Annotated in this window: 19 protein-coding genes and 1 pseudogene; 10 read left to right on the forward strand and 10 right to left on the reverse strand. The window is 60.3% G+C overall.

Features of this window, described 5'->3' with window-relative positions; all coding sequences use genetic code 11:
- Nucleotides 1–41 precede the first annotated feature (41 nt).
- Genes C8K66_RS18700 through C8K66_RS18715 form a run of 4 tightly spaced genes read left to right on the forward strand, consistent with a single transcriptional unit; the run spans nucleotide 42 to nucleotide 5414 of the window.
- On the forward strand, nucleotides 42–2417 hold the full coding sequence (locus C8K66_RS18700; RefSeq protein ID WP_108525614.1) for a TonB-dependent receptor: 2376 nt from the start codon (nucleotides 42–44) through the stop codon (nucleotides 2415–2417).
- Between the two features lie 20 nt (nucleotides 2418–2437).
- Entirely contained in the window at nucleotides 2438–3607 is a 1170-nt protein-coding gene (locus C8K66_RS18705; protein WP_108525616.1) for an ABC transporter substrate-binding protein, read from the forward strand.
- On the forward strand, nucleotides 3604–4665 hold the full coding sequence (locus C8K66_RS18710) for an iron ABC transporter permease (protein ID WP_046383977.1): 1062 nt from the start codon (nucleotides 3604–3606) through the stop codon (nucleotides 4663–4665). Before C8K66_RS18705 ends, C8K66_RS18710 begins: the two co-directional genes overlap by 4 nt.
- Entirely contained in the window at nucleotides 4659–5414 is a 756-nt protein-coding gene (locus C8K66_RS18715) for an ABC transporter ATP-binding protein (RefSeq protein ID WP_017847952.1), read from the forward strand. Before C8K66_RS18710 ends, C8K66_RS18715 begins: the two co-directional genes overlap by 7 nt.
- Before the next feature lie 123 nt (nucleotides 5415–5537).
- On the opposite strand, the gene C8K66_RS18720 is transcribed toward C8K66_RS18715, so the two are convergent.
- From C8K66_RS18720 to C8K66_RS18735, 4 genes are all read right to left on the reverse strand, one after another.
- Entirely contained in the window at nucleotides 5538–6239 is a 702-nt protein-coding gene (locus C8K66_RS18720) for a VacJ family lipoprotein (protein WP_108525731.1), read from the reverse strand.
- An 86-nt stretch (nucleotides 6240–6325) separates the two neighbouring features.
- Nucleotides 6326–7720 (reverse strand): efflux transporter outer membrane subunit, encoded by a 1395-nt coding sequence (locus tag C8K66_RS18725; RefSeq protein WP_165933332.1) that lies wholly within the window; start codon nucleotides 7718–7720, stop codon nucleotides 6326–6328.
- Complete coding sequence (locus C8K66_RS18730; protein WP_057005567.1) at nucleotides 7717–10851, reverse strand: efflux RND transporter permease subunit; 3135 nt, start codon at nucleotides 10849–10851, stop codon at nucleotides 7717–7719. Before C8K66_RS18730 ends, C8K66_RS18725 begins: the two co-directional genes overlap by 4 nt.
- 2 nt (nucleotides 10852–10853) lie before the next feature.
- Nucleotides 10854–12038, reverse strand: a complete 1185-nt coding sequence (locus C8K66_RS18735) for an efflux RND transporter periplasmic adaptor subunit (RefSeq protein ID WP_046383981.1) — start codon at nucleotides 12036–12038, stop codon at nucleotides 10854–10856.
- Nucleotides 12039–12182: 144 nt separating this feature from the next.
- Here C8K66_RS18735 and baeS point away from each other — a divergent pair, with 144 nt between their 5' ends.
- On the forward strand, nucleotides 12183–13568 hold the full coding sequence (baeS, locus tag C8K66_RS18740; protein ID WP_046383982.1) for a sensor histidine kinase efflux regulator BaeS: 1386 nt from the start codon (nucleotides 12183–12185) through the stop codon (nucleotides 13566–13568).
- Nucleotides 13569–13571: 3 nt separating this feature from the next.
- Nucleotides 13572–14255, forward strand: a complete 684-nt coding sequence (locus C8K66_RS18745; protein WP_108525618.1) for a response regulator — start codon at nucleotides 13572–13574, stop codon at nucleotides 14253–14255.
- 86 nt (nucleotides 14256–14341) lie between these two features.
- On the opposite strand, the gene C8K66_RS18750 is transcribed toward C8K66_RS18745, so the two are convergent.
- The 3 genes from C8K66_RS18750 to adhP form a co-directional block, all read right to left on the reverse strand.
- Nucleotides 14342–15103 (reverse strand): SDR family NAD(P)-dependent oxidoreductase, encoded by a 762-nt coding sequence (locus C8K66_RS18750; protein WP_079443487.1) that lies wholly within the window; start codon nucleotides 15101–15103, stop codon nucleotides 14342–14344.
- 93 nt (nucleotides 15104–15196) lie between these two features.
- Complete coding sequence (locus C8K66_RS18755; protein WP_046383985.1) at nucleotides 15197–15814, reverse strand: LysE family transporter; 618 nt, start codon at nucleotides 15812–15814, stop codon at nucleotides 15197–15199.
- Nucleotides 15815–15992: 178 nt separating this feature from the next.
- Nucleotides 15993–17003 carry an alcohol dehydrogenase AdhP gene (adhP, locus tag C8K66_RS18760; RefSeq protein ID WP_017847956.1) on the reverse strand — a complete coding sequence of 337 codons (1011 nt, stop codon included), beginning with the start codon at nucleotides 17001–17003 and terminating at the stop codon, nucleotides 15993–15995.
- Nucleotides 17004–17492: 489 nt separating this feature from the next.
- Between adhP and C8K66_RS18765 the strand changes: the two genes are divergently transcribed.
- Both C8K66_RS18765 and C8K66_RS18770 read left to right on the forward strand, forming a co-directional pair.
- Nucleotides 17493–18884: an NAD-dependent succinate-semialdehyde dehydrogenase gene (locus C8K66_RS18765; protein WP_046383987.1), complete on the forward strand. Its 1392-nt coding sequence runs from the start codon at nucleotides 17493–17495 to the stop codon at nucleotides 18882–18884.
- 46 nt (nucleotides 18885–18930) lie between these two features.
- Nucleotides 18931–19383: a VOC family protein gene (locus C8K66_RS18770; protein ID WP_017847958.1), complete on the forward strand. Its 453-nt coding sequence runs from the start codon at nucleotides 18931–18933 to the stop codon at nucleotides 19381–19383.
- A gap of 70 nt (nucleotides 19384–19453) precedes the next feature.
- Here the strand turns inward: C8K66_RS18770 and C8K66_RS31345 are convergent.
- A pseudogene (locus tag C8K66_RS31345) lies at nucleotides 19454–19663 on the reverse strand (alpha/beta hydrolase); the annotation flags it as partial.
- Nucleotides 19664–19821: 158 nt separating this feature from the next.
- Nucleotides 19822–20718 (reverse strand): universal stress protein, encoded by an 897-nt coding sequence (locus tag C8K66_RS18780; protein WP_046383989.1) that lies wholly within the window; start codon nucleotides 20716–20718, stop codon nucleotides 19822–19824.
- A 416-nt stretch (nucleotides 20719–21134) separates the two neighbouring features.
- Between C8K66_RS18780 and C8K66_RS18785 the strand changes: the two genes are divergently transcribed.
- Nucleotides 21135–21701: a phosphoribosyltransferase family protein gene (locus tag C8K66_RS18785; RefSeq protein WP_108525620.1), complete on the forward strand. Its 567-nt coding sequence runs from the start codon at nucleotides 21135–21137 to the stop codon at nucleotides 21699–21701.
- Nucleotides 21702–22563: 862 nt separating this feature from the next.
- A complete protein-coding gene (locus C8K66_RS18790; RefSeq protein WP_046383990.1) occupies nucleotides 22564–23838 on the forward strand; it encodes a glycoside hydrolase family 68 protein in 1275 nt (424 codons plus the stop codon).
- 628 nt (nucleotides 23839–24466) lie between these two features.
- Here C8K66_RS18790 and C8K66_RS18795 read toward each other — a convergent pair.
- Entirely contained in the window at nucleotides 24467–25393 is a 927-nt protein-coding gene (locus C8K66_RS18795) for an AraC family transcriptional regulator N-terminal domain-containing protein (RefSeq protein ID WP_371928144.1), read from the reverse strand.
- Nucleotides 25394–25462: the final 69 nt, after the last annotated feature.

A 25462-nucleotide genomic window follows, 5' to 3' on the forward strand; every position in this document is an offset into this window, starting at 1 on the left:
GAAGGAACAGCCACTTCCTCTCGCCACAGGGCCCCCCATTGATGCCGGTCATTCGCAGCGCGTTGCTCAGCCTGACCCTGATCGGTGCGGCCTGCCCTTTGGCCCGGGCGGACGCGCCGGTGCAGCTGGATTCAGTGACCGTGCGCGCGTACAACCTTGCCCCCGGACCGCTCGGCGCAACCTTGTCGAGCTTTGCCGTGGAAGCAGGCATTGCCTTGTCCTTCGAGCCGTCGATCACTGAAGGGTTGATCAGCCCAAGGCTTTCTGGAAATTACTCGACCCAGGCGGCAGTCGCGCATTTGCTGGCCGGCAGTGGCCTGGACATGCTGCTGCGCAACGACGGCAGCTACACCTTGGCACTTCGCAGGGTCACCCTGGCGCAGACCACGATCAGTGGCCACGACCAGCCGGCCGAGACCTTGCCCCCGGTGTACCCGGGGGGCCAGGTGGCCGCGGGAGGACGCCTGGGCATGCTGGGTAATACCGATGTAATGGACGCGCCCTTCAGCGTCAGCACTTACACCTCATCGCTGATCAAGGATCAACAGGCAACGACCGTGGGCGACGTGCTGGAGCGCGATTCGTCGGTCCGCGCCACCGGGCAGACCGGCGGGATTGTCGATTCTTTTTTTATCCGTGGGTTTCCGGTCGGCGAAGGCAACCTCGGTGAGCTGGCCTTCGACGGTGTCTACGGCGTGGCCTCCAACTATCGGGTGTTCACCGAATACGCCGAACGCATCGAGGTCGTCAAAGGCCCGAGCGCACTGCTCTACGGCATGTCGCCCAACAGTGCCGTCGGCGGGGTGATCAATGTGGTGCCCAAGCGCTCCCTGGATGAAGACTTGACGCGGTTCACCGCCAGTTACGCCCAGGATGCGCAACTGGGGAATCATATCGACATCAGCCGGCGCTTTGGCGAGGAACGCCGATGGGGGGTGCGGGTCAACGCCAGTGTCCAGCAAGGCAACACCGTGATCGACGACCAATCGCGCGCCGTCGGGCTCGGCGCCGTGTCCCTGGACTACCGGTCCGATCGCCTGCGAGGCAGCCTGGACCTGATCTCCCAGCAAGAAAAGTTCGACGCGGCATCTCGACCGTTCCTGATCGACACGGGCGTGGAGATACCTTCCGCCGCCAATGGGCGGACCAATGTGAGCCAAGACTGGGGCTGGTCCGAAACCCGTGATAAATCCGCGTTGCTCAGCGGTGAATACGACCTCACCGACGCCTTGACCGTCTTCGCCCATGCCGGTGGCGGCAGGTCGGCTGTCGCGCGCATGTCCGACCAGACCCCAACCCTCCTCAACGCCGCCGGCGACACCGCCTCGACACCCGGCTATTACAAGTTCAACGTGCAGCGCTACACCGTCGATGCGGGCACGCGCCTACGCTTCGACACCGGGCCGGTCGGCCACGTCACGGCCCTGCAAGTCTCGCGTTATCGCGACCAGTTGTCCCGTGGCATCACATCCGGCGCGGTCATCCTGTCGAACATCTACCACCCGATCGATCAGCCCAAGCCTTCGATTGCCGAGCCGGATACGCCAAAGGTCTCCGCGACGCAATTATCCGGCATCGCCATCGCCGACACCCTGTCGGTGCTCGAGCAACGCCTGCAGGTCACCTTCGGCCTGCGCAGACAGCATATTGAGTCGAGCAACTACAACGCCTCCGGTACGGTGAGCACGGCGTATGACGGAGGCAAGACCACGCCGCTGTTCGGGGTGGTGGTCAAACCCTGGGACCATGTGTCGCTCTACTACAACTACCTTGAGGGCCTGAGCAAGGGCGACGTCGCCCCGGCCAACGCCGCCAATGCAGGCCAGATCTTCGCCCCTTACGTTTCCCGGCAGCAGGAGATCGGGGTCAAGCTCGACTACGGCACGTTCATGGCGACCCTGGCGCTGTTCCAGATCAAGAAGCCCAGCGGCGAGTTGTCGGGCGGGACGTTTTCGGTGCAAGGCGAACAGCGCAATCGGGGCATCGAGCTGAACCTGTTTGGCGAGGTCGCCCCAGGCGCGCGCCTGCTCGGGGGAGTGACGCTGCTGGATGCACAGTTGACCAAAACCGGCATTGCCGCCAACCGGGGCAACACTCCGGTCGGCGTGCCGGATGTACAAGCCAACCTCTGGGCCGAATGGGACATCCCCTGGGTCGAGGGGCTGACGTTCACCAGTGGCGCGATCTATACCGCCCGCCAGTACGTCAACCAGGCCAACAGCCAACAACTGGATCCCTGGACCCGCATCGACCTCGGCGCACGTTACACCACGCGTATCGCACAGCGGCCGACAACGTTCCGCGCCACGGTGCAAAACCTGTTCGATCGCGAGTACTGGTCGGGTGTCGCCTCTTATGGAGCGTTTTCCCAGGGCTCGCCACGCACGCTTTTACTCTCGGCCACGGTCGACTTCTGACACCTGCAAAGGCTTTAACCATGGTTACCATCGTTCGACGCAGCCACGCCTTCGCGGCGCTGTTAGTGGCTGGCTTGCTCGGGGCTTCACTGCCCGCCCCCGCCGCCGAGGCGGATGCCGCGCGCAGTACCGTCACCGACCTGCTCGGCCGCGAGGTCAAGGTCCATCTGCCAGTCAGGCGGATGATTCTCGGGGAGGGTCGCCAGTTGTACCTGGTCGCCGCCCTGGATACGCAAAACCCCATCGAACGCATCGTCGGCTGGCGCAAGGATCTGATCCAGTCGGACCCGGACACCTACGGAGCCTACCTGCGCAAATTTCCCGCCATTGCCAGGATTCCCACCTTTGGCGGTTTTGAAGACGGGACCTTCGACATCGAACAAGCGATCGCCCAGCACCCCGACGTGATCATCCTCAACATCGAGGCGCAGCATGCCACCGAGGATGCGCGCTATATCGAGAAGCTCGATGCCCTGGGCATACCGGTGGTGTACGTCGACTTTCGCAATCAACCGATGCAGAACACCGAGCCGACCATGCGCCTGTTCGGCCGACTGTTGGGCAAAGAAGCGCGTGCCGAGGCTTTCATTGATTTTCGCAACCGGCAGATCCGCCGGGTGACCGACGTGATCGCGGCGCAGCAGCCTGTGCGCCCCGCGGTGTTTATCGAACGCATCGGCGGTTACACGGACGATTGCTGCCTGAGCTTCGGCAACGAAAACTTCGGGCTTTTTGTCGACATGGCCGGTGGCGACAATATCGCCAGAGGCATTATCCCCAGCACCTTCGGCCAGTTGAATCCCGAACAGGTCATCGTCGCCAACCCGGCGCACGTAGTAGTCACCAGCGCCAACTGGGAGGCGTTCGCCCCTGGTGGCCATTGGGTCGGCGTCGGCCCGGGCGCCGACATGACGCAAGCCCGGCACAAACTGGCCTGGTACACCCAACGGCCAGCCTACGCAGGGATCAAGGCGCAGGACAACCAGGCCTTTCATGCGATCTGGCATCAGTTCTACAACAGCCCTTACCAGTTCGTGGCCATCCAGCAATTGGCCAAATGGTTTCATCCCACGCTGTTTGCCGACCTGGACCCCGAGGCCTCCTTTCGCGAGCTGCACGAGCGGTTTCTGCCGGTACCTTACGAGCCGGGCTATTTCGTCAGCTTGCGCACCCCCGAGGTCAAGCCATGAGCGCACCGAGCGACACCCTGGTGGTGCAGCGCGAGACCTACCGTCGCCTGGTGCTGCGCAAGCGGCTGATCCTCGCCGGGCTGATGACGCTGCTGCTCTGCAGTGTCCTGCTTGACCTGGCCCTGGGCCCGGCGAGTTACAGCCTGCGCGAAGTACTCGGCGCACTGTTTTCGCCGGACGACGCTTCGGCGCAGGTACGCGTGGTGATGTGGGATATCCGCCTGCCTGTCGCCCTGATGGCGGTCGCCGTGGGCGCGGCATTATCACTGGCGGGCGCGCAGATGCAGACCATCCTCAACAACCCGCTGGCCAGCCCCTTCACCCTGGGCATTTCTGCCGCCGCCAGCTTCGGCGCGGCCATGGGCCTGGCGTTTGGCGTGGCCCTGTTCCCATTGGCGGCACAGTACATGGTGCCGGTGAACGCGTTCGTCATGGCCATGCTCTCTGCCTTGCTGATCCACTTCCTGAGCATGCGCCGCGGCGTCACCGCTGAAACCATCGTGCTGCTCGGCATTGCCCTGGTGTTCACGTTCAACGCGTTGTTGGCCCTGGTGCAGTTTTTTGCCACCGAGCAAGCCGTCGCGGCCGTGGTGTTCTGGACCATGGGCAGCCTGACCAAAGCCACCTGGCCCAAACTCGGTGTGATCTGCCTGGTGATCGTGGTCACCCTGCCGATTTTCGCCAGGCGCGCCTGGGCCCTCACAGCCCTGAGGCTGGGCGATGACAAGGCCGCCAGTTTTGGTATCAACGTGCGCAGCCTGCGCTTTCAGACGTTGATCATGGTCAGCCTGCTCGCCGCGTTTCCCGTGGCCTTCGTCGGCACCATCGGCTTTATCGGGCTGGTCGGCCCGCACATTGCGCGGATGTTGATTGGTGAAGACCAGCGGTTCTTCCTGCCGGCGTCGCTGCTGACCGGCGCACTGATTCTGTCCGTCAGTTCGGTGGTCAGTAAGACCCTGATTCCGGGCGCGATCTTTCCGATCGGCGTGGTCACATCGTTGATCGGCGTGCCGTTCTTCATATCTCTGATTCTCAGCGGGAAGAAAAACTCATGGTGACGATCCAGCTGGAGAACCTTGGTGCCCGCTACGGTCAGCGCACGATCATCAGCGGTGTCACCACCGGCGCATTTATGGGTGGCCAAGTGGTCGCGGTGGTCGGCCCCAATGCCGCCGGCAAGTCCACCCTGTTCAAGCGCATGGCAGGCTTGATCGACGGCCCCGGCCGGGTGATTCTGCAGGGCTCGAAAAAGGGCGTGCGGGGCATCAGCTACATGCCGCAGGGCTTGAACGGCAGCGCTCGATTGACGGTGTACGAATCGGTGCTTCTGGCACGTAAACAACTGTCGCCCGGCTGGGTCGTCCACGATGATGAGCTGACGCTGGTCGACGAGATATTGCAGGCGCTGGGGATCACCGGCCTGTCCTTTCGCAACCTCGGCGAACTCAGCGGCGGGCAGCAACAGCTCGTGTCCATCGCGCAGACCTTGGTGCGCGAGCCGGAGATCCTGTTGATGGACGAACCCACCAGCGCCCTCGACATGCACCGCCAGGTCCAGGTGTTGGACTTCATGCAGGCATTGGCCCGCCGGCGTCGGGTCATTGTGTTCATCGCCATCCATGACCTGAACCAGGCGTTACGTTTTGCCGATCAGGTGCTGGTGATTGCCGACGGTACCGCACAAGGCAGTGGCGCGAGCCGTGAGGTCATTACAGAACAGATGCTGCGCACTGTGTACAAGGTCCAGGCGCGCATTGAACAGTGCAGTCGCGGGCAGCCTCATATCCTGATCGACGATATTGTTTGAGGGCCGCGAGCACTCCAGCCTGCTATTCCACGGCCGCGCCGGCCATCAGTGCCTGGGCTTCGATGGGCGGCGCATCCGGATAGTGTCAACGGGTAACTTGATCCCGAGGTCGAACCGCGCTGATCAAAAGTCGTCCTTTACGTTGCCATCGTTGATCTTGAACTCCCGGTGTTGCAGATAAACGCTTCGAATGAAGTTGTATTTATCCCCGGTGATGAGCTTTTCAGATTTTATATATTGAGCGCGTCCGTCGATCATGCCCAGGCCGTACAGGCTATTACGCGTCGGAACGTCGCCGATGTAACGAACCGGGTTGGCGTAGATATCGGGAAAGATGGCCGGCGCATCGCGAAGTGTGCTGGGCCCCAAGAGTGGCAGCACAAGATAAGGACCACTACCTACCCCCCAGTAACCGAGGGTTTGACCGAAATCTTCGTCATTGCGCTGCAGCCCCATGGGCGTCGCGACATCGACCAATCCTGCCAGGCCAATGGTGCTGTTGAGTAAGAAGCGGCTCGTATCAACCCCGGCGCTATAGAACTTGGCTTGAAGTAAGTTGTTCGCCAGGTTCTTGACCTCCCCCAGATTGTTGAAAAAATTATGCACGCCGTCTTGCGCAATGCGCGGGGTAACAAATTGATAACCCTGGGCAAGGGGTTTCAGTGCGTAGGTATCCAGCGTGTCATTGAATGAGAAAATGGGTCGGTTGATACGCTCCCACGGGTCCTTGTCGGAATCCGCCTGGCAAAGGGCTGAAAGCGTTATGAAACAGGCGCAGGTCAGTACCTGAGCGCAACGGTTTGAAATGGAACGAGATGCACGCATGTTGATTTCCCATTGAATGAAGTCAGCCGATTTGACGCGCGCCAGCCGTTCCATCGCGGCGATTGTGTGTGCAAGAGACAGGGCCATTAATTCCAACCGCCTCCCAACACTTTGTACAACGTGATGCGGTTACTCTGCTCGGTCAGACGCAGGGTGATCAGGTCCTGCTGGGCGCTGTAGAGCGAGCGTTGTGCATCCAGGGCTTCCAGGTAGCTTTGCGACCCACCCCGGTACAAGGCGTCCGAGAGTTCGAAGCTCTTGCGGCTGGCGTCGGTCAGCGCCTGTTGCGCGGCGATCCGGCGATCCAGGGTGCTGCGCACGGCCAGCGCGTCGGCCACTTCGCGGAACGCGGTCTGCAGGGTCTGCTGATAAGTCTGTATCTGGATGTCGCGCTCGACCTTGGCCGAATCCAGGGTCGCGCGGTTACTCCCGGCGTCGAAAATCGGCACGCTGATGCTCGGGGCAAAGGTCCAGGCACCGCTGCCGGATTTGAACAGGCCGGCCAATGCCGAGCTGGACGAGCCGGCGTTGGCGGTCAGGCTGATGCTGGGGTAAAACTTCGCACGGGCCGCGCCGATGTCGATATTCGCCGACTTGAGCGTGTGTTCCGCCGACAGCACATCCGGGCGTTGTTGCAAGAGGCTCGACGGCAGGCCCGCCGGTATGTCCACCAGCACCGCCGCCGACTCCAAGTGCGTGCCCGGCAAGAGTGCCTCGGGAAGGTCGCTGCCGACCAACAGGCGCAAGGCATTGCGGTCCTGCAGAATCTGGCTCTCGTAGGACGCCACATCGCCGCGCGCCGACTCGACCGTGGTCTGGGCTTGCGCCACGGACAGCGCGGAGGAGCCGCCCAGGGCATAGCTGTTTTGGGTCAGGTCGTAGGTGGCCAACTGGCTGGTCAGGGTTTGCTGGGCCAGCAGCAGCCGTTCGTTGTCGGCGGCCAGGGTCAGCCAGGCGGTGGCCACTTCGGCCACCAGGCTGATCTGCGTACTGCGTCGGGTTTCCGTCAGCGCCAGGTAGTCTTCCAGCGCCTCATCCCGCAGGTTGCGTAGCCGGCCAAACACGTCCAGTTCATAACTGCTCAAGCCCAATTGCGCACTGTAATCGTGAGTGGTGGCCGCCGTGCCGGTGCTGGACAACGACCCTGGCGTGCGGCTGTGGGTGCCGCTGACGCTGGCATCGATGGTGGGAAACAGGTCCGCGCGCTTGATGCGGTACTGCGCCTGGGCCTTTTCGACATTCAGGCTGGCCAGGCGCAAGTCGCGGTTATTGGCCAGCGCCAACGCCTGCAACTGTGCCAGGCGGCTGTCGGTAAAGAACTGCTGCCATTTGACATCGGCCCCCGCCGGCCCTTTCGGCAGGCTGGCGGTCGGCAGCCATTGCGCGGAAACAGGCGCTTCCGGCCGCTCATACTGGGGCGCCAGGTTGACGCAGCCACCCAGGACCATGGCGGCCAGCAAAGGCCAATGTGACTTGATCATGCATCACCTGTCGGGGCAGATTGACGAGTACTGCGCTCGCTGCCGAAACGGCGGCGGATCAGCACAAAAAACAGCGGTACAAAGAAGATCCCCAGCACCGTGGCGCTGAACATACCGCCCAGCACGCCCGTACCGATGGCCTGACGCCCGGCGGAGCCTGCGCCGCTACTCAAGGCCAACGGCAACACGCCGAACATGAAGGCCAGGGACGTCATCAGAATCGGCCGCAAGCGTTGGCGCACCGCGATCAGCGTCGCATCGATCAGGCTGTTGCCCTGCTCTTGCAGGTGCTTGGCGAACTCCACGATCAGGATCGCGTTTTTCGCGGCCAGGCCCACGGTGGTCAACAGCCCCACCTGGAAATACACGTCGTTGCTCAACCCGGCGACACGGGTCGCCAGCACTGCACCGATCACCCCCAGGGGGACCACCAGAATCACCGAAAACGGCACCGACCAACTCTCGTAGAGCGCGGCCAGGCACAGGAACACAAACAATACGGAGAGTGCATAGAGCAACGGAGCCTGGGAGCCGGATAGCCGCAACTGATAGGACTGCCCGGTCCATTCGTAGCCGATGCCCTGGGGCAATTGCCGGACGATGGCTTCCACCGCGTCCATCGCGTCGCCGGAGCTCACGCCTGGCGCGGGGTCGCCCACGATTTCCAGGGAGGCGTTCCCGTTATAGCGTTCCAGCAAGGGCGAGCCGTAACTCCAGGTGCTGCTGGCAAACGATGAGAACGGCACCATTTCATTGCTGCTGTTGCGCACGAACCAATGATCAAGGTCCGCGGCCTGCATACGCGCGGATGCCTGGCCCTGCACGTAGACTTTTTTCACCCGGCCCTGGTTGAGAAAGTCATTCACATACGTACCGCCCAACGCCGTCGACAAGGTGGTGTTGATGTCGCTGGTACTCAGGCTCAGCGCTCCGGCCTTGCGGTCGTCGATGCTGACCTTGAGCTGCGGCGCATCGTCCAGGCCGTTGCTGCGAACGCCCAACAAACGCGGGTCTTTTCTGGCCAGCTCAAGAAACTGTTCGCGGGCCGCCACCAGCGCATCATGGCCCAGGCCGGCGAGGTCCTTGAGTTGCAGGTCGAACCCCGAGCTCTGGCCCAGGCCGCGCACCGTCGGTGGTTGCATGACGAAAGCGTCGGCATCGCCGATGCTGGAGAGCGCCATGGTCGCCCGTTGGGCAATCGCCGCCGCCCCCTGGCCGGGCCCACCGCGTTCGTCCCAGTCCTTGAGGCGGATAAACGCGCGCGCGGTGTTCTGGCTGTTACCCCCCATGCCCAGCCCGCTGATGCTGATCATCGCTTCGACTTCGGGCTGTTTCAGGATGTAGTCCTCGAACTGCTTGATCACAGCTTGCGTGCGGCTGTCCGTCGCCCCGACTGGCAACTGGATCTGTGCCATGAGGATCCCCTGATCTTCGTCCGGCAGAAACGACGTGGGCAGGCTCATGTACCCCACCGCCATGACCACCAGCACCGCGCCATAGAGCAACAGACTGCGCCCCCAACGCCGCAACACCACGCCCACCCAGCGCTCGTAACCGGCGCTGGCACGTTCAAAGGTGCGGTTGAACCAGCCGAAGAACCCGTGCTGAGCACCATGCCCGCGGCCATCACGCGTTTTGAGCAACGAAGCGCAGAGCGCCGGGGTCAGGGTCATCGCCACCAGCACCGACAGGACCATCGCCGAAACAATGGTCACCGAGAACTGCCGATAGATAATCCCGGTGGAACCGCCGAAAAACGCCATGGGGATAAACACCGCGCTCAGCACCAGCGTGATGCCGACCAGTGCGCTGCTGATTTCACGCATCGATTGACGCGTGGCCGCCACGGGCGATAGCCCCTCGCCCATCAGCCGCTCAACGTTTTCCACCACCACGATGGCATCGTCCACCAGCAAGCCGATCGCCAGGACCATGGCAAACATCGTCAAGGTGTTGATCGAATAGCCAAACATCGCCAACACGCCGAACGTGCCCAGCAGCACCACCGGTACGGTAATCGCCGGGATCAGCGTCGCGCGCAGGTTTTGCAGGAACAGGAACATGATCAACACCACCAGCACGATGGCCTCGCCCAAGGCCTTGACCACTTCCTCGATGGACAGGCTGACAAACGGCGTGGTGTCGTAGGCAATCACGTTTTTAAGCTGCATTTCAGTCGGGTAGAACGGCTCCATCTCTTTGAGCTTGGCCTTGACCGCCTTGCCGACGCTCAGCGCATTCGCACCTGCCGCCAGTTGCACGCCCATGGCCGCGGCGGGCTTGCCGTTGAGGGCGCTGCTGATGTCGTAGCTTTCGCTGCCCAGCTCCAAGGTCGCGATATCGCCCAGCAACACCACGGCACCGTCGCTGCTGGACTTGACCACCACGTTGCGAAACTCTTCGACGGTCTGCAGTTTGCTGCGGGCGCTGATCGTGGCGTTCAACTGCTGCCCCTTGATCGCCGGCAAAGCACCCAGCTGCCCGGCGGAGACTTCGGTGTTCTGCGCCTCCAGGGCACTGCTGACGTCCGAAGGCATCAGCGCGTATTTTTCCAACAGGGCCGGGTCCAGCCAGATACGCATGGCATAGCCTGATCCCAGGGTCTGCACATCGCCGACGCCGTCTATGCGGCTGATGGAGTCGAGCAAGGTGGTGGAAATGTAGTCGCCGATCTGAGTCCCGGTAACGCTGGGGTCATCCGATGCCAGGGCGACAATCATCAGGAAGTCCGAGCCGCCCTTGGTCACGGTCAGGCCTTCGCTTTGTACCGATTGCGGCAGTCTCGACTCGGCTTGTTGCAGCTTGTTCTGCACCTGCATCTGGGCCACATCCGGGTCGGTGCCGGCAGTAAAGGTCAAGCTGATGCTGGCGCTGCCCGCCGAACTGCTGTTGGCCGACATGTAGGTCAGGTTATCCAGGCCTTTCATCTGCTGTTCGATGACCTGGGTCACCGAGTCTTCCACGGTCTTGGCCGAGGCCCCGGTGTAGGTCGCGGAAATCTTCACCGTGGGCGGCGCGATGTCAGGGTATTGCTCCAACGGCAACTGGCTGATGGACAGGCTGCCGCCGAGCATGATCACGATGGCGATGACCCAGGCGAAAATCGGTCGATCAATAAAAAACTGCGCCACGCTTAACCCTCCTTCACAGGGGTGGACGGCGTGGCCGCCTGAGCATTGGCGTCCTGCACCTGGACGGCGGCGCCGGCACGGACTTTTTGTCCGCCTTCGACGACCAACTGATCACCCGCCTTCAGGCCCGCGGTGATCCACCACTGATTGCCCACCGCGCGATCGATGGTCAGCTCACGCTGTTCAACCTTGCCGTCGACCACCAGCAACGCAGTGGTCACCCCGCTGGCGCTGCGGTTCACCGCTTTTTGCGGGATCAGAATGGCCTGGTCATCGCGCGCCTGTTCCAGCACCGCGCGGACATACATGCCCGGCAGCAGCAGGTGGTCCGGGTTGGCGAATTCGGCACGCAGGGTGACGGTGCCCGTGCCCTCGTTGACACTCACCCCGCTGACCTTGAGCCGCCCTTGCTGGTTGTAGGTGGTGCCGTCGTCCAGCTTCAGGCTGATGCGCGCCTCGCCGTTGCCATTGGACTGCAACACGCCGCTGGCCAGGTCACGCTTGAGGCGCAGCAGTTCGGTGGTCGATTGGGTAACGTCCACGTAGATCGGATCGAGTTGCTGCACGGTGGTCAATGCGCTGTCCTGATTGGCCACCACCAGCGCGCCCGGGGTCACCGTGGATGTTTCAATGCGCCCGCTGACCGGCGAGGTGATGCGCGTGTAAGCCAGGTTGATGCGGGCGGTTTGGACTTCAGCCTCGGCGACTTGCACGTCGGCGGCGGCCGTCAGCAAGGTGGCCTGAGCGTCTTCGTTAGTTTGCTGACTGATGGCATTGATCTTCACCAGTTCGGCGTCGCGTCTGGCGGTGGCCTGCGCCGATTTAAGGGTGGCGCGGTACTTGGCCAGGCTCGCCTCGGACTGCGCCAGGGCGGCGGTATAGGACGCCGCATCCAATTGGTAGAGCGCTTGGCCGGCCTTGACATCCGCCCCCTCGACAAACAGCCGCCGCTGGACGATACCGCCGACTTGCGGGCGAATCTGCGCCACCATGAAGGCTTGGGTACGCCCCGCCAACTCGGTGGTCAGCACTTGGCTCTGGGGTTTTATGCTGATCACCGAGACTTTCGGAGTGATCGCTTGAGGTGCCGGCTCGCCGCCGGAGCAACCGCCCAGCAGGACCAGAATGAACAAGGACAGGCAAACCGCGGCGGTTACCAGGTATTTGGCGAAGATTTTCGTCGACATAGCGGCCTCTACAAGACGGGATGGCTTGAGTCAGCGCCATCGTGCAAGGCAAATGTGCAGGAAAATTGAAGATTGCCCGGCCGGGTTGAATCTTTTCTTCGCCAGGGCCTAAATGGCCCAATCCATTCTTAACGGCCCACCTCCATGAAGTTGAGTATCTCCACCAAACTGTTTATTGCGGTACTGGCCGGCGTGCTGCTGGTCATCCTGAGCATGGGGGTGGCGACGAGCTGGAGTTTCGGGCGGGGCTTTCTCGGCTATCTCAATGAGCAGGCGCTGGAGCGCATGGCCCCCGTGCTGCCGCGCCTGGCCAGCGCCTATGCGCGCGAAGGCAATTGGGAGTTCCTGCGCAACCGGTCGGATCGCTGGTTCGACATCATGCGGCCCGAGGTCGGCGAAGATCCGGCGAAGAACGATTTACGCACGCCCATGGCGTCGGACCTGACAGGCGCGCTGTTTCGCATCGCCTTGCTGGATGAACACAAAAAACGCGTGAACGGCTACCCGGATATCGGCAACGATGCGTTGTTGCGCGCGATTGTGGTGGCCGATAAAACCGTTGGCTGGCTGGCCGTGACCCCGTTCCAGAGCGTGACCGAAGCCGGCGGCGAACGGTTCCAGCAATACCAGTTACGCACCAGCCTGGTGATGGGCGCCTTTTCGCTGTTGCTGGCGATGCTGATTGCCTGGTGGATCGCCCGCACGCTGTTGGAGCCGGTGAAAAAGGTGGCGGCGGCGACCCACCGCCTGGCAAGCGGCGACTACGGCAGCCGGGTGGCCGTGGCCTCCAATGACGAAGTGGGCCAATTGGCGCGGGACTTCAACCAACTCGCCTACACCCTGGAGCGCAATGAACAGATGCGGCGCGAGTTCATGGCCGATGTCTCCCACGAGTTGCGCACCCCGCTGTCGGTGTTGCGCGGTGAGCTGGAGGCCATCGAGGATGGCGTTCGCACCCTGAACCAAGGGTCGATGAAGTCCTTGCAAGGTGAGGTCAGCATGCTCAGCAAACTGGTGGATGACCTGTATGAACTGTCCCTGGCGGATGTGGGCGCGCTGACCTACCGCAAGAGCGCGTGCAGACTCGATCAACTGCTGCAAGCCAGCGTGTCGATGTTCCAGGAGCGTTTGAACGACCGGCATCTGCGCGTCGAACTGGAGCTGCCGTCGCAGCCCCTGGAATTGTTGGCCGACGCCAGCCGCCTGCAGCAATTGTTTTCCAACCTGCTGGAAAATGCCGTGCGCTACACCGACCCGAACGGGCTCATCCGCATCCGCGCCGTCGTCGATCGCGCGAATGTGTGCATCGACTTCATCGACTCCGGCCCAGGGGTTTCGGCCGAGCAACTGCCGCGCCTGTTCGAGCGCTTCTATCGCGGCGAATCATCGCGCAACCGTGCCAGTGGCGGTGCCGGTCTGGGCTTGGCGATTTGTCACAACATCGCCCTCGCCCACGGCGGCAGCCTCAGCGCCGCTCACTCGCCCCTCGGCGGCCTTTGGCTGACCCTGCGCTTGCCACGGGATATCTGAACCATGACCGACAAAAGCCCGATCCTGATTGTCGAAGATGAACCGAAGCTGGCCGCCTTGATGCAGGATTATCTGGTCGCGGCAGGCTACTCGACCGTGTGCCTGGACAACGGCTTGCAGGTGGTGCCGACCGTGCGTGCGCAAACACCGCGCCTGATCCTGCTCGACCTGATGCTGCCTGGGCGTGACGGCATGCAAATCTGCCAGGACCTGCGCGGTTTCAGCGCCGTGCCGATCATCATGATCACCGCCCGCGTCGAAGAGGTGGACCGCCTGCTGGGCCTGGACCTGGGGGCCGACGACTACATCTGCAAGCCTTTCAGCCCCCGGGAGGTGGTGGCCCGGGTCAAGGCCATCCTGCGCCGCGGGCCCCAACTGCTGGTCAGCTCGGCGCCGCGCCTGCTGATCGACGAAGCGCAGTATCGCGCCTCGATAGACGGCATCGCCCTGGACCTCACCCCCCTGGAACTGCGACTGCTCAGCACCTTTGCACGTTCCGCCGGGCGGGTATTTTCCCGTGACCAACTGCTCGACAAGATCTACTCCGACCACCGCGTGGTCACCGACCGCACGGTGGACAGCCATATCCGCAACCTGCGGCGCAAGCTGGAGCAGGCGTGCCCAGGGGAAACGCCCATCGAATCGTTGTATGGGGTCGGTTATCGGTTTCAGCTTTCCGAGGCCTGATACCTCGGAATAACACACATCGGCACCGTCAACGAGGCGCAAGCGGAACGTCTGCAACCATCGCCAGATACCGGAGCACGCTAAACCTAGGTCAGATTCAACCCGCCGTCTGAGAGGAGTATCTCGCCGGTCAAGTAGTCCGACTCGACCAGCATTACAACAGCGTTTGCGATGTCGTCTGGGCTAGCGGCCCTGCGCATAGGGGCGCGAGTTCGCCACAACTCTTGGGCCTCTGTCCACTCTGCGGTCAGCGGCGTGTCGACCAAGCCAGGCGCCACAGCGTTTACGCGAATTTCTGGCCCCAGCGATACCGCGAGCAAGCGGGTCATGTGATTAAGCGCAGCTTTGCTTACCGCATAGGGAATAGACGCGCCCTTAGGACGGATACCGGCATGCGAACTGATGTTTACGACGCAACCTGCTCGACGGTAACAGGCGGCATCGCGCAATGCCGACTCGGCCAATGCGACTAGGTGGAACGGCGCCACGACATTAACCTCGTTAAGTTCGTGCCACACCGTCGAGTTGGCCGAGGCAAGGTCGCCGTGCGGAATGACTCTGCTAATACCAGCGTTATTGACCAATACGTCGAGCTGCCCCCACGCGGCGATCGCCTCATTAACAAGCCTGACCCTGTCAGCTTCAAAAGCAAGATCAGCTTGCACGTAAATAGCCTGCTTCATTTCGGCAACCATAGCGCGTCCCGTATCCGCAGAGTTTCGCGAATGGAGCACCACTGCATAGCCTGCCCGGCTTAGTGCACGTGCAATGGCTGCGCCGATACCGGAAGTGGACCCTGTAACCAACGCGACGCGTAATACGTTATCGATTGTCGGATTGGGTTTCATAGGGACATCTCGAATGGGTTGCTAAAAAGCCATCACCGTAGCACCCAGCGGGCAACGTCGGCATCACTGCCAGGGTAAACCAACGGCTCGTATTCAGCGCATGGCGACCAGCTTGACGCCGAACCCCAGCAGGCAAACGCCGGCCAAGCGCTCCAGCAGATTGGCGATGCGCGGGTTGGCCCGCATGCGCTGAGCGAGCTTGTGGGTCAATAGGACGGCTATCAAACCATAGAGGAACGTCACCACCGCTACGGTCGCGGCCATGAACGCGAATGTCACTATGCCCTGATGCTTCACCGGATCGACAAACAACGGGAAAAAGGCCATGTAGAAGATGATCGCCTTGGGGTTGAGCAACGTGATCATCATGGTCTGACGCAGGAAATGGCCGTTATCCATCCGGCTCTTGCGCGGCGCGGCCCCAGCCTGACTAAACAACATTCGCAGGCCCAGCCACGCCAAGTACGACGCGCCCAACCATTGAATGAGATGGAACGCTGCCGGATACGCGGCCAGCAGGGTTGCGACGCCGGCGACCGCCAGCCATAAGAGCACCTGGTCACCGAGTATCACTCCGCACGTCGCAGCCAAACCCGCTTTTATCCCGCCTTTGCCGGTCGCCGTGATGAGGGCAAAATTGCCGGGGCCAGGAATGGCCAGGACGATGATGAAGGCGATGATGAAAGCGCCATAGTCGGTCACGCCAAACATCGGTTATCTCCCGCGCAGGATGGTTTTGGACGCAAAACCTATCATCAACCTCGCCTCAATATCTAGCGATGCAGGTGAGAAAACCATCCAGAAACTATCGGCAAAAGCGATCGGCTGCGCTTCTCGTCGCGAGGAGCCAACGGTATTGGCAGCCGCCCGAGCGACTGCCAATGGCCCGTCAATGACTCAAATCAATCACCATGCGGCCTTTGATTTTCCCTTGCTGCATTTCATCGAAGATCTCATTGATATCTTCGATCGGACGCAATGTTACCTTCGGCACCACCTTGCCTTGCGCGGCAAACTCGAAGGCTTCTACGAGGTCTTGTCGAGTACCGACCAGTGAGCCGACCACCTCGATCCCGTCAAGCACCAACCGAGGAATATCGAGGCTCATGGCTTCAGGCGGAAGCCCAACTGCGACCAGGCGTCCACCGGCACGCAGGGCATCCACCGCAGAGTTGAACGCGACCTTGGCGACGGCCGTCACGACAGCCGCGTGAGCTCCGCCGACCTTCTCCTGGATAACTTTTGCGGCATCCTCGTTGCGGGAGTTGATGACCAGGTCAGCGCCCATTTCCCTGGCGAACTGCAGTTGATCATCGTTGATGTCCACGGCGATCACTCGGGCGTTGAATACATTTTTTGCGTACTGCAACGCCAGATTCCCCAGGCCGCCCAGCCCGTAGATCGCAATCCACTGCCCAGGGCGGATATTGGAAACCTTCACAGCTTTATAGGTCGTTACGCCAGCACAGGTCACGCTGCTCGCCGCCGCAGAATCAAGCCCATCAGGCACTTTCACCGAGTAGTCGGCGACGACAATGCACTCTTCGGCCATTGCGCCATCCACGGTGTAGCCGGAGTTTTTTACGTTGCGGCAGAGTGTCTCGTTGCCGCTGTTGCAGTATTCACAGTGCCCACAGCCCTGGAAGAACCAGGCTACGCTGGCCCGGTCACCGGGCTTCAGAGAGGTGACGCCTGGTCCTACCTGCTGCACGATACCGATGCCTTCATGGCCTAGGATCACCCCGGTTTTATCACCGAAATCGCCGTTCTTGACGTGCAGGTCGGTATGGCAGACCCCGCAGCACTGCATTTTAAGGAGAGCCTCACCATGTTTCAGAGGCCGTAATGTTTTTTCGATCACATTCACGCGTTGCCCTTGGGCAACAACAGCAGCTTTCATGCTTATCTCCTTGTATCCGTGAGTGAGCTTACGTTACAGCGGGCCCAACAAATGCCAAAGCAGTACAGCACCACCCTTCCAGCGCTCCGAAGTCTGGCGCAATGCCCGCCACCCGGCCCCAGGGTCGGGGAGTCAATGGATGCTATTGCTGCGCCATCGGGTCGCCAACGCTACCGGTCTTATGGCACAAGTCGCGCAAAAGGGGGATGCCTATTAGTCAGGCAAGCCGCGCAAGGACGCCTCTTCTTTGCCTTTCTATGACAAAGATCAACAGGAGACGCTGATCGGCAGATCATCGTGGCCGCTTTCAGTGACCGTCGCCGCCGCCCTGAACGTCAAGTGAGCTCCCCGATCTCTCGGGTCTGGGTGGGCCTGCGACCTTTGGCTCCATGTTTGAAACCTGTTCCTCGTGTACCTTCGGCAGGCCCGGCATATGCACTCAGCGGCGGGTTGGCCATTTAGTCGAAACGGTTCTGGAGTAGCTTTTACATGGCATACGCAACAATCAATCCCTATACGGGCGAGACACTGCAAACCTTTCCCGATGCGACCGATGCAGAAGTCACCGCGGCCATCGGCAAGGCCCATGAGGCTTTCCTGGCGTGGAAGGACACATCTTTCGCCGAACGTGCGCGCATCCTGCAGAATGCGGCCGATATCCTGCGCAAGGACAGCGACGCCTTTGCCAGGGTACTGACGCTGGAGATGGGCAAGCTGTTTGCCGAGGCGAAAGCCGAGGTCGAGCTGTCGGCAAAAATCTTCGAATACTATGTGCGCAATGCCGAAACCTTGCTCAAGCCGGAGAAACTCCCGGTCCTCGACCCTGCCGAGGGCGAGGCGGTTCTCGTCTGCGAACCGCTCGGCGTGCTGCTGGCGATCGAGCCGTGGAACTTCCCTTATTACCAGATCGCCCGCATTCTGGCGCCGCAGCTTTCTGCCGGTAATACCGTGCTTCTCAAACACGCAGCGAATGTGCCGCAAAGCGCCGCTGGCTTTCAAAAGTTGATGAAGGATGCCGGCCTGCCTGACGGCGCCTTCCGTAATCTGTACGCCACGCGTTCGCAGATCGAGCTGATCATCAACGATGCCCGCGTGCAGGGCGTTGCCTTGACCGGCTCGGAAGGCGCCGGTGCGGTGGTTGCGTCGCAAGCGGGTAAAGCGCTGAAAAAATCCACCCTGGAACTCGGCGGCGCCGACGCCTTCGTCGTGCTGGCCGACGCGGACCTGGCGAAAACGAGCAAATGGGCGGTGTTCGGCCGGCATTGGAATGCCGGGCAGGTCTGCGTGTCCTCCAAGCGCATGATCGTGGTCGATGCGGTCTATGACGACTTCCTCGCGCTCTATCGCAAGGGCGTCGCGGAGTTGGTGGCCGGCGATCCCTTCGATGCGAAAACGACCCTGGCACCGCTCTCCTCGCAAAGCGCGGCCAATGAGGTCAAACAAAAGATCCTCGAAGCCGTGAAGCTTGGCGCCAAGGCCGAAGAAGTCGGGCCGCCCGTGCCTGTCGATGGGGCATTCGTGCAGCCGACGATCCTGACCGATGTCGCCGAAGACAACCCCGCTCGCTACTGGGAGTTCTTTGGCCCGGTGTCCATGGTGTTCCGCGCCAAGGATGAAGACGATGCAGTGCGTATCGCCAACGACTCGCCGTTCGGCCTCGGCGGTTCGGTATTCACCTCGGACACGGCGCATGGCGCAGAAGTCGCGAAGAAAATCTCCACCGGCATGGTGTTCGTCAACCATCCGACCAAGGTCGAAGCCGATCTGCCTTTCGGTGGCGTGCGCCGCTCGGGGTACGGCCGCGAGCTGATCGGTCTCGGGCTCAAGGAGTTCGTCAACCACAAGCTCATTGTCGTGGTCGATATCGACGCCCCGTTCTGAGTTCAACAGCGCTCTTTGTCCCAAGAAACCGAGGAGACCTGACAGGATGAACGTCATCGGGATAGACCACTTGGCTATTCGTGTCAGTGATCTGGACCGCTCCAGGGCGTTCTACGATCAGGTACTCGGTTTCTTGGGATTCACCATAGAGTGGGAGTTCGACCGGGTTATTGGTTGGACCAATGGCGAAACCCTGTTCTGGATCACCGAAGCCGATGCCCAGGGGCGCAAACACAAGCACCGGACCGGCGATGTGGGCTATCACCACTATGCGTTCGAGGTTGCCGCGCGCGAGGACGTCGATGCGCTCTACGCGTTCCTGCTGGATCAGGCGGTTACGATTGTCGACGCACCCGCTGACTATCCGGATTATGGCGAGGGCTACTATGCGGTTTATTTCCTCGACCCCGATAATCTGAAGCTCGAGGTGATGTTCTTCCTGGAAAAACAAAAGCGGCGCTTGCTTGGAAAATCGCGAGGAAGTGATCGCCGGGAATAAAATTTCTTCATCGGCATACACGCTTGAAGAGATTGATAAAACGAGCGTGCGTCAGAATCCTGATACGCCTCAAGTTATCCAGGCGCTGCTCCGTTTCCGTGAGCAGGTCAAACAACAGCGAACCCAAGCCCCGATGGGTCAGTACATCGGCCATGTATTGATTACGCGGGCTCAAACGGCCACTACCGCTGCCGTGTACGAAAACGAGCAAGGCGCGGGTGTTGGTCGGCAAACGCAAATCGGCGTTCCGTTCAACGCCCCGGGGCAACGCGAGAATGATGACGTCAGACCCGTTGGCGTATTTGAGCAAGGGTTCCACCAGTCGTCGACCGGCCTCGACGCGGTTTGGCAAGAGGGTTTGCAATGAGGGACTAAGGATTACGAGGACCTCCTCCGACGATCACGCCTGTGATTTCGGAATAGGCGGCCCTCGCCGCGCTAGATAGCCAGAATGCTGCAGGACACCTGATACAGGAGATGTTCGGTGGTGCTGCCCAGCAGCTTGTCCAGTCCGTGGGACTGGACCTTGCCCATCACAATCACATCCATATGCTGCTCATCGGTGAACGCATGGAGCACCGCGACAGGCTGCCCTTCGATGAAATGCCGCCGGTCGGCAGGCACGCCATAACGGTCGGCCAGTTCGAGGAATGACTTTTCATGACCTTTGCGCAATTGCCTGCCAAGGTCCGAAATTGTCAGGCCCCCGCCGCCCATATCGCCCAGGTACACCATGGAAATGTCGCAGGCATACAGCAAGTGCAACTCGGCCTGACACTGGATGGCGAGACTGGAAGCCTGCTGGATGATCCGTTCATTGAGCTCGTTGTCCTGGGCAAGGGTATTGGAGGCATCGACCGCCGCCACGATCTTGCGCGGCAAGGGCAGGTCGTCTTCGCTGAGCAGATAGACCGGTATCGGACAGTGACGCAGTAAACGCCAATCCAGCGGGGTGATGAATGCACGCTTGAGTGCCGGTTCGCGCTGCACCTGCTTGATCAGCAGGTCTGGCTGCATTTCTGCGACGTAATCGAGAATCTCCTGCTGCAGGTCGTCGGCCCACTTCGCTTCAGCCGTCACTTCGATACCTTTATTACTATCACGCAGATGAGCTGCCTGGTATTTGAGCCAATCGCGATGATCTTGCAGATAATTTTCGCGAGCTTTTTCCCGGTCACCCTCTTCGAGCAGCGACAACAGGTTCCAGGTCGGGATCAAGGCAGCAATGTGCAGGCTGGCACCGCTGACCTTGGCCAGAGCGGCAGCATGGTTCATGGCTTGAGACCGGCGCAGCGCCGGGTTGATGATCAGCAATAACCGTTGATACTGGCTCATGATCGGACTCCATGGGCTTGCACGTTTGTCATTGCCCGCAATGGCGGACAACTGTCGTGTTCACCGCCGAACCGAGCACCTTCTTTATGAACTCAGAATCCTCCGTCGATGCGGCCTTGGAGTTGATTTATATCAAGTGCCCGGGCACGCAATACATTCACTCGCGGCAGCTTGTGCCCACACCTCTGGCGCCACCGCAGATTCGCGTCGGTTGAAAGGATCGGGCGTTGGATTGATCGCGATTGATCAATATCAATCCTGCCAGGGTCAGCCGGTCTACATTGACCCAACATGCACTCGCAAGGGTGCGGCGCCTCAGGAGTTCAGACTCGCCGATTGCACACGTATCTCATGGCATACGCCTGCTGCCGTAGCCGGCACCGCATGACCCCATGTTTCCCGAGCAGGAGAAAGCAATGACGATCCTAGTGGCAAGTCAACGGTTGCGCCTGTATGACAGTGATGAGCTGGATGTTGTGTTGCAGACGATGGCGCGCAAGGCCGCCACCCTTCTGCCACCAACGCATGCGGCACTGATAGGCATCGAGCGCAGGGGCCTGCCCCTGGCTCAAAGGTTGCGCGAGTACATTGCGCGTCAGACCGGCCGGCCGGAACTCCCTGTTTACCCGCTGCAGGTCAAGCGCTACGCCGACGACCTGCAAGTGCTGCATACCTACACGCAATTGACCGAAAACCCGGCCCTGGGCAGGTTGGATCTGGCCAATACCACGTTTCTGGTGGTCGATGATGTGCTCTTCGAAGGCCATTCCCTCCTGCGCACTTGTGCATATCTGGCACAACTGGGGGCTCGTCGGGTCCATACGGCGGTACTGGTCGACCGGCATGTCCGTCAGCAGCCGATCCGGGCCGACATTGTCGGTATACACCTGCAAGTCGCCGCCACTGATATTGTCGAATGCAACGTACCGCCCTACGAACAGACCTTTTGTATAGAAGTGGTACGACACGGCGCAGCCCGCTGACGGTGGAAGCGTTCAGGGCTTCGCCGAGTCACCGGGCTTGAGCGGTGGAGAACGCTCGGCGCCAACAATTCAGGGCTTAAAAGCACTGGACGGTGCTGGATGTCAGAGGTTCCCGCCGGAACGAAAAAAGGACCCGGAGGTCCTTGTTTCGATCGCTGACAGAATTCAGTGGAACTCTGTAGCGCTATGTTTGGAGCGGGAAACGTCGGCGCCACGGACCGGCCGACCAGCTCCGCTTTGGTAGCTTTCACAGACCTAGGCCTGGGATGAGATCGCCATCAGTTCATCCAAGCTTTCGTCCGTACCTCCGGTGAGTCGACTTTGTATCGGTACTAACCCCTTGGGGTGATGTACCCGATCCCAGGCAACCTGATCAGCTTGATTGGCTCGGTAGCATCGTTGCTGTCGGCTTTCGAAACAGCTGCGAAATTAATTCGACTGACTTAACCCACAATCCGCAGCCCCTAACTTGCAAGTATTAATGCCGGTTGAGCCTCTCGGTGACGTGCCCGCGCATCGATTGCAGCGTTCATTGCCTGACTCCTCTACTGATAGTGATGCTGGCGTTGAAGACGCAGGGCTACGTGCATGCCATCGCACCAAAACTCTTTGCCAGGTTCGACAGCGTTGATCGATTTGACCACCTGCGTCTACCCAGCATCATGCAGGTAACGTCGCTGATCGGTCCGAGAACAAACCTCTAGAAACATCACAAGCTGAAACGTATCAGCTTCAACAAAAAACTCAATTATGCATAAATGCATTTTTTCCCTTGACCCGAAGGGAGGAGTCTTTTACAGTTAAATGACTGTATATAAATACAGTATTTATTTGAATCCATTCATGGACGAGGTTTTTCCCTATGAAAAGCAACACTGAGAAATTTGGCAAAACACCCCATCAACCCAGCCTGTGGACCCGAGCCGATGCGCTGAAAGTCCGCGCGGACGACCCCACTACCACCCAGCCACTGGTCAGTGCGAACTTCCCGGTACTGAGCGACGAGGTGTTTATCTGGGACACCATGCCGCTGCGTGATATCGACGGCAACATCACCTCTGTCGATGGCTGGTCAGTGATCTTCACCCTGACTGCGGATCGTCACCCGAACGACCCGCAATACCTCGACCAGAACGGTAACTACGACATCACCCGCGACTGGAACGATCGCCATGGTCGGGCAAAGATGTACTACTGGTTCTCCCGCACCGGCAAGAACTGGGAACTCGGCGGCCGAGTGATGGCTGAAGGGGTTTCGCCGACCGTTCGCGAATGGGCCGGCACGCCGATTCTGTTGAACGAGCAAGGCGAAGTGGACCTGTACTACACCGCGGTCACGCCGGGCGCGACCATCGTCAAGGTGCGTGGCCGTGTGGTGACCACCGAGCATGGCGTCAGCCTGGTCGGCTTCGAGAAGGTCAAGCCGCTGTTCGAGGCCGACGGCAAGATGTACCAGACCGAAGCGCAAAACGCCTTCTGGGGTTTCCGTGATCCATGGCCGTTCCGCGACCCGAAGGATGGCAAGCTGTACATGCTGTTCGAGGGCAACGTGGCCGGCGAGCGCGGCTCGCACAAGGTCGGTGAAGCAGAAGTCGGTGATGTGCCGCCGGGTTATGAAGACGTCGGCAACTCGCGCTTCCAGACGGCCTGTGTCGGTATCGCCGTAGCCCGTGACGAAGACGGCGACGACTGGGAAATGCTGCCGCCGCTGCTGACCGCGGTAGGCGTCAACGATCAGACCGAACGCCCGCACTTCGTGTTCCAGGACGGCAAGTACTACCTGTTCACCATCAGCCACACCTTTACCTATGCCGATGGGGTGACCGGGCCAGACGGTGTGTACGGCTTTGTCGCAGATTCGCTGTTCGGTCCTTACGTACCCTTGAACGGTTCCGGCCTGGTACTGGGAAATCCGTCTTCCCAGCCGTTCCAGACCTACTCGCACTGCGTGATGCCCAACGGCCTGGTGACCTCATTTATCGACAGCGTACCGACCGACGAAACCGGCACGCAGATTCGTATCGGCGGCACCGAAGCACCGACGGTGGGGATCAAGATCAAAGGGCAGCAGACGTTCGTGGTTGCCGAGTACGACTACGGTTACATCCCGCCGATGCTCGACGTTACGCTCAAGTAATCGCTACCCAGGGCTTTGAGGCAGCGAGTTTGAGCTCGATGAAAAACTCGTTGCGGATAGGATCGATATATCCCACCTAACTTACTGCGACTTTGCTCGGGAACCCTCTTGAACAATACGTAGTAACAACCCTTTGTTACTGGCTGCAAGGAGGCAGCCAGTAACGGGTATACACCCAATTGGTTCTGCTGGCCCGGCCCGCCGCCCTCTACCGCCGGCCGGAACATCCACTACTCCAGCAGACTCCCCCCGTTCACCGACGCAGGTGCCGGGCTATGCCTGGTCCTTCGTGATGCTCGACAAGTCTCTCGCCCCGCGCCTGCGCGCGATGTTCATCATGAAACAGAATCAGGTGATACTGGTGGGAACTGACCTTTGACAACCCGTCGTTGCTACGCGACCTGACGTTGTGTGGCGACAACCTCCTGTTCACCTGAAACTCTTGGCTGGAGCATGACGCCCGTAATGGCGGCCTAGTAAACTTGCGCGCCTGTTACATCCCGAACTTTCGCCATCGGACATGTGTATCGAGTGCGCCATCGTGCAACTGGCGGGACGTATCCTATCGCCACCCGAGCAGCGGCTGGTGAATCGGACCCTTGCTCCGATCTGATTCGCCAAGAAGACCTCACAATGTCGCTAGCCTGCCCTTTCGTAACACTGCGATATCTCGTTTAGGCGCAACACCAAAGAATCGACTGTATTCGCGGCTGAACTGGGAGGGGCTTTCATATCCAACCTTGAAAGCCGCACAGGATACGTCTTGGTGTTCATTGAGCATCAATCGCCTTGCCTCGTTCAGCCTCAGCCATTTTTGATACTGCAAGGGGCTCATTGCGGTGAGTTGGCGGAAGTGGTGGTGGAAGGTTGGCGTGCTCATCTGTACACGGGCCGCTAGCTCATCGACTCTAAGCGCCGAAGTGTAATTCAACTTCAACCAATCGATGGCTTTCGCGATCCGATAACCTTGGCCATCGACAGAAGTTATCTGTCGAAGCCGGCCAGCCTGATCACTTTTCAAGAGGCGGTAGTGAATTTCACGCTGGATCAAGGGGGCGAGAACAGGAATGGCTTCCGGTTCATCAAGCAACGCCAATAAGCGTTCGAACGACGCCAGCATGTCTGCGGTTACCGAACCGATACCTACGCCTTTCGCGATTGAGCGTTCACGGGTGCGCGGCAAGTCAGTCTGCGCTATCAGTTCGGCCAGCATGCGCAAATCGAGTTTAAACGTCAGCCCCAGGCACGGATGTTCCGGGCTCGCCGCGAGGACTTCCGAGTTGGCAGGTAAATTCAGTGATGTAACCAGAAAGCGCGATGTGTCATACGGATAACCCTCACCGCCTAGCCACAACTGTTTTTTGCCCTGAGCGACAAGAATGATGCTTGGCTCGACCATGCAGACGATGGGAGCGGAGGGATGCTCACGCCGAAAGAAACCGAGGCCCTCAATGAGGGTTCCATAGTCACCGGGCTTCGAGACCTGCGAGCCAATGACCTGAGCAAGCGCTTGCTGCCGCGATGTGGCGATGTCGTATTGAGCTGTCATGTTCATCTCGTACCTCTTGGTTGAACTCTAACCCGCTCGCACTTAACCGTCTTGCCAAAAAACGCAAACCCATAG

The sequence above is a fragment of the Pseudomonas sp. GV105 genome (assembly GCF_003058185.1).
In the GTDB taxonomy this organism is placed as follows: Bacteria; Pseudomonadota; Gammaproteobacteria; order Pseudomonadales; family Pseudomonadaceae; genus Aquipseudomonas; species Aquipseudomonas veronii.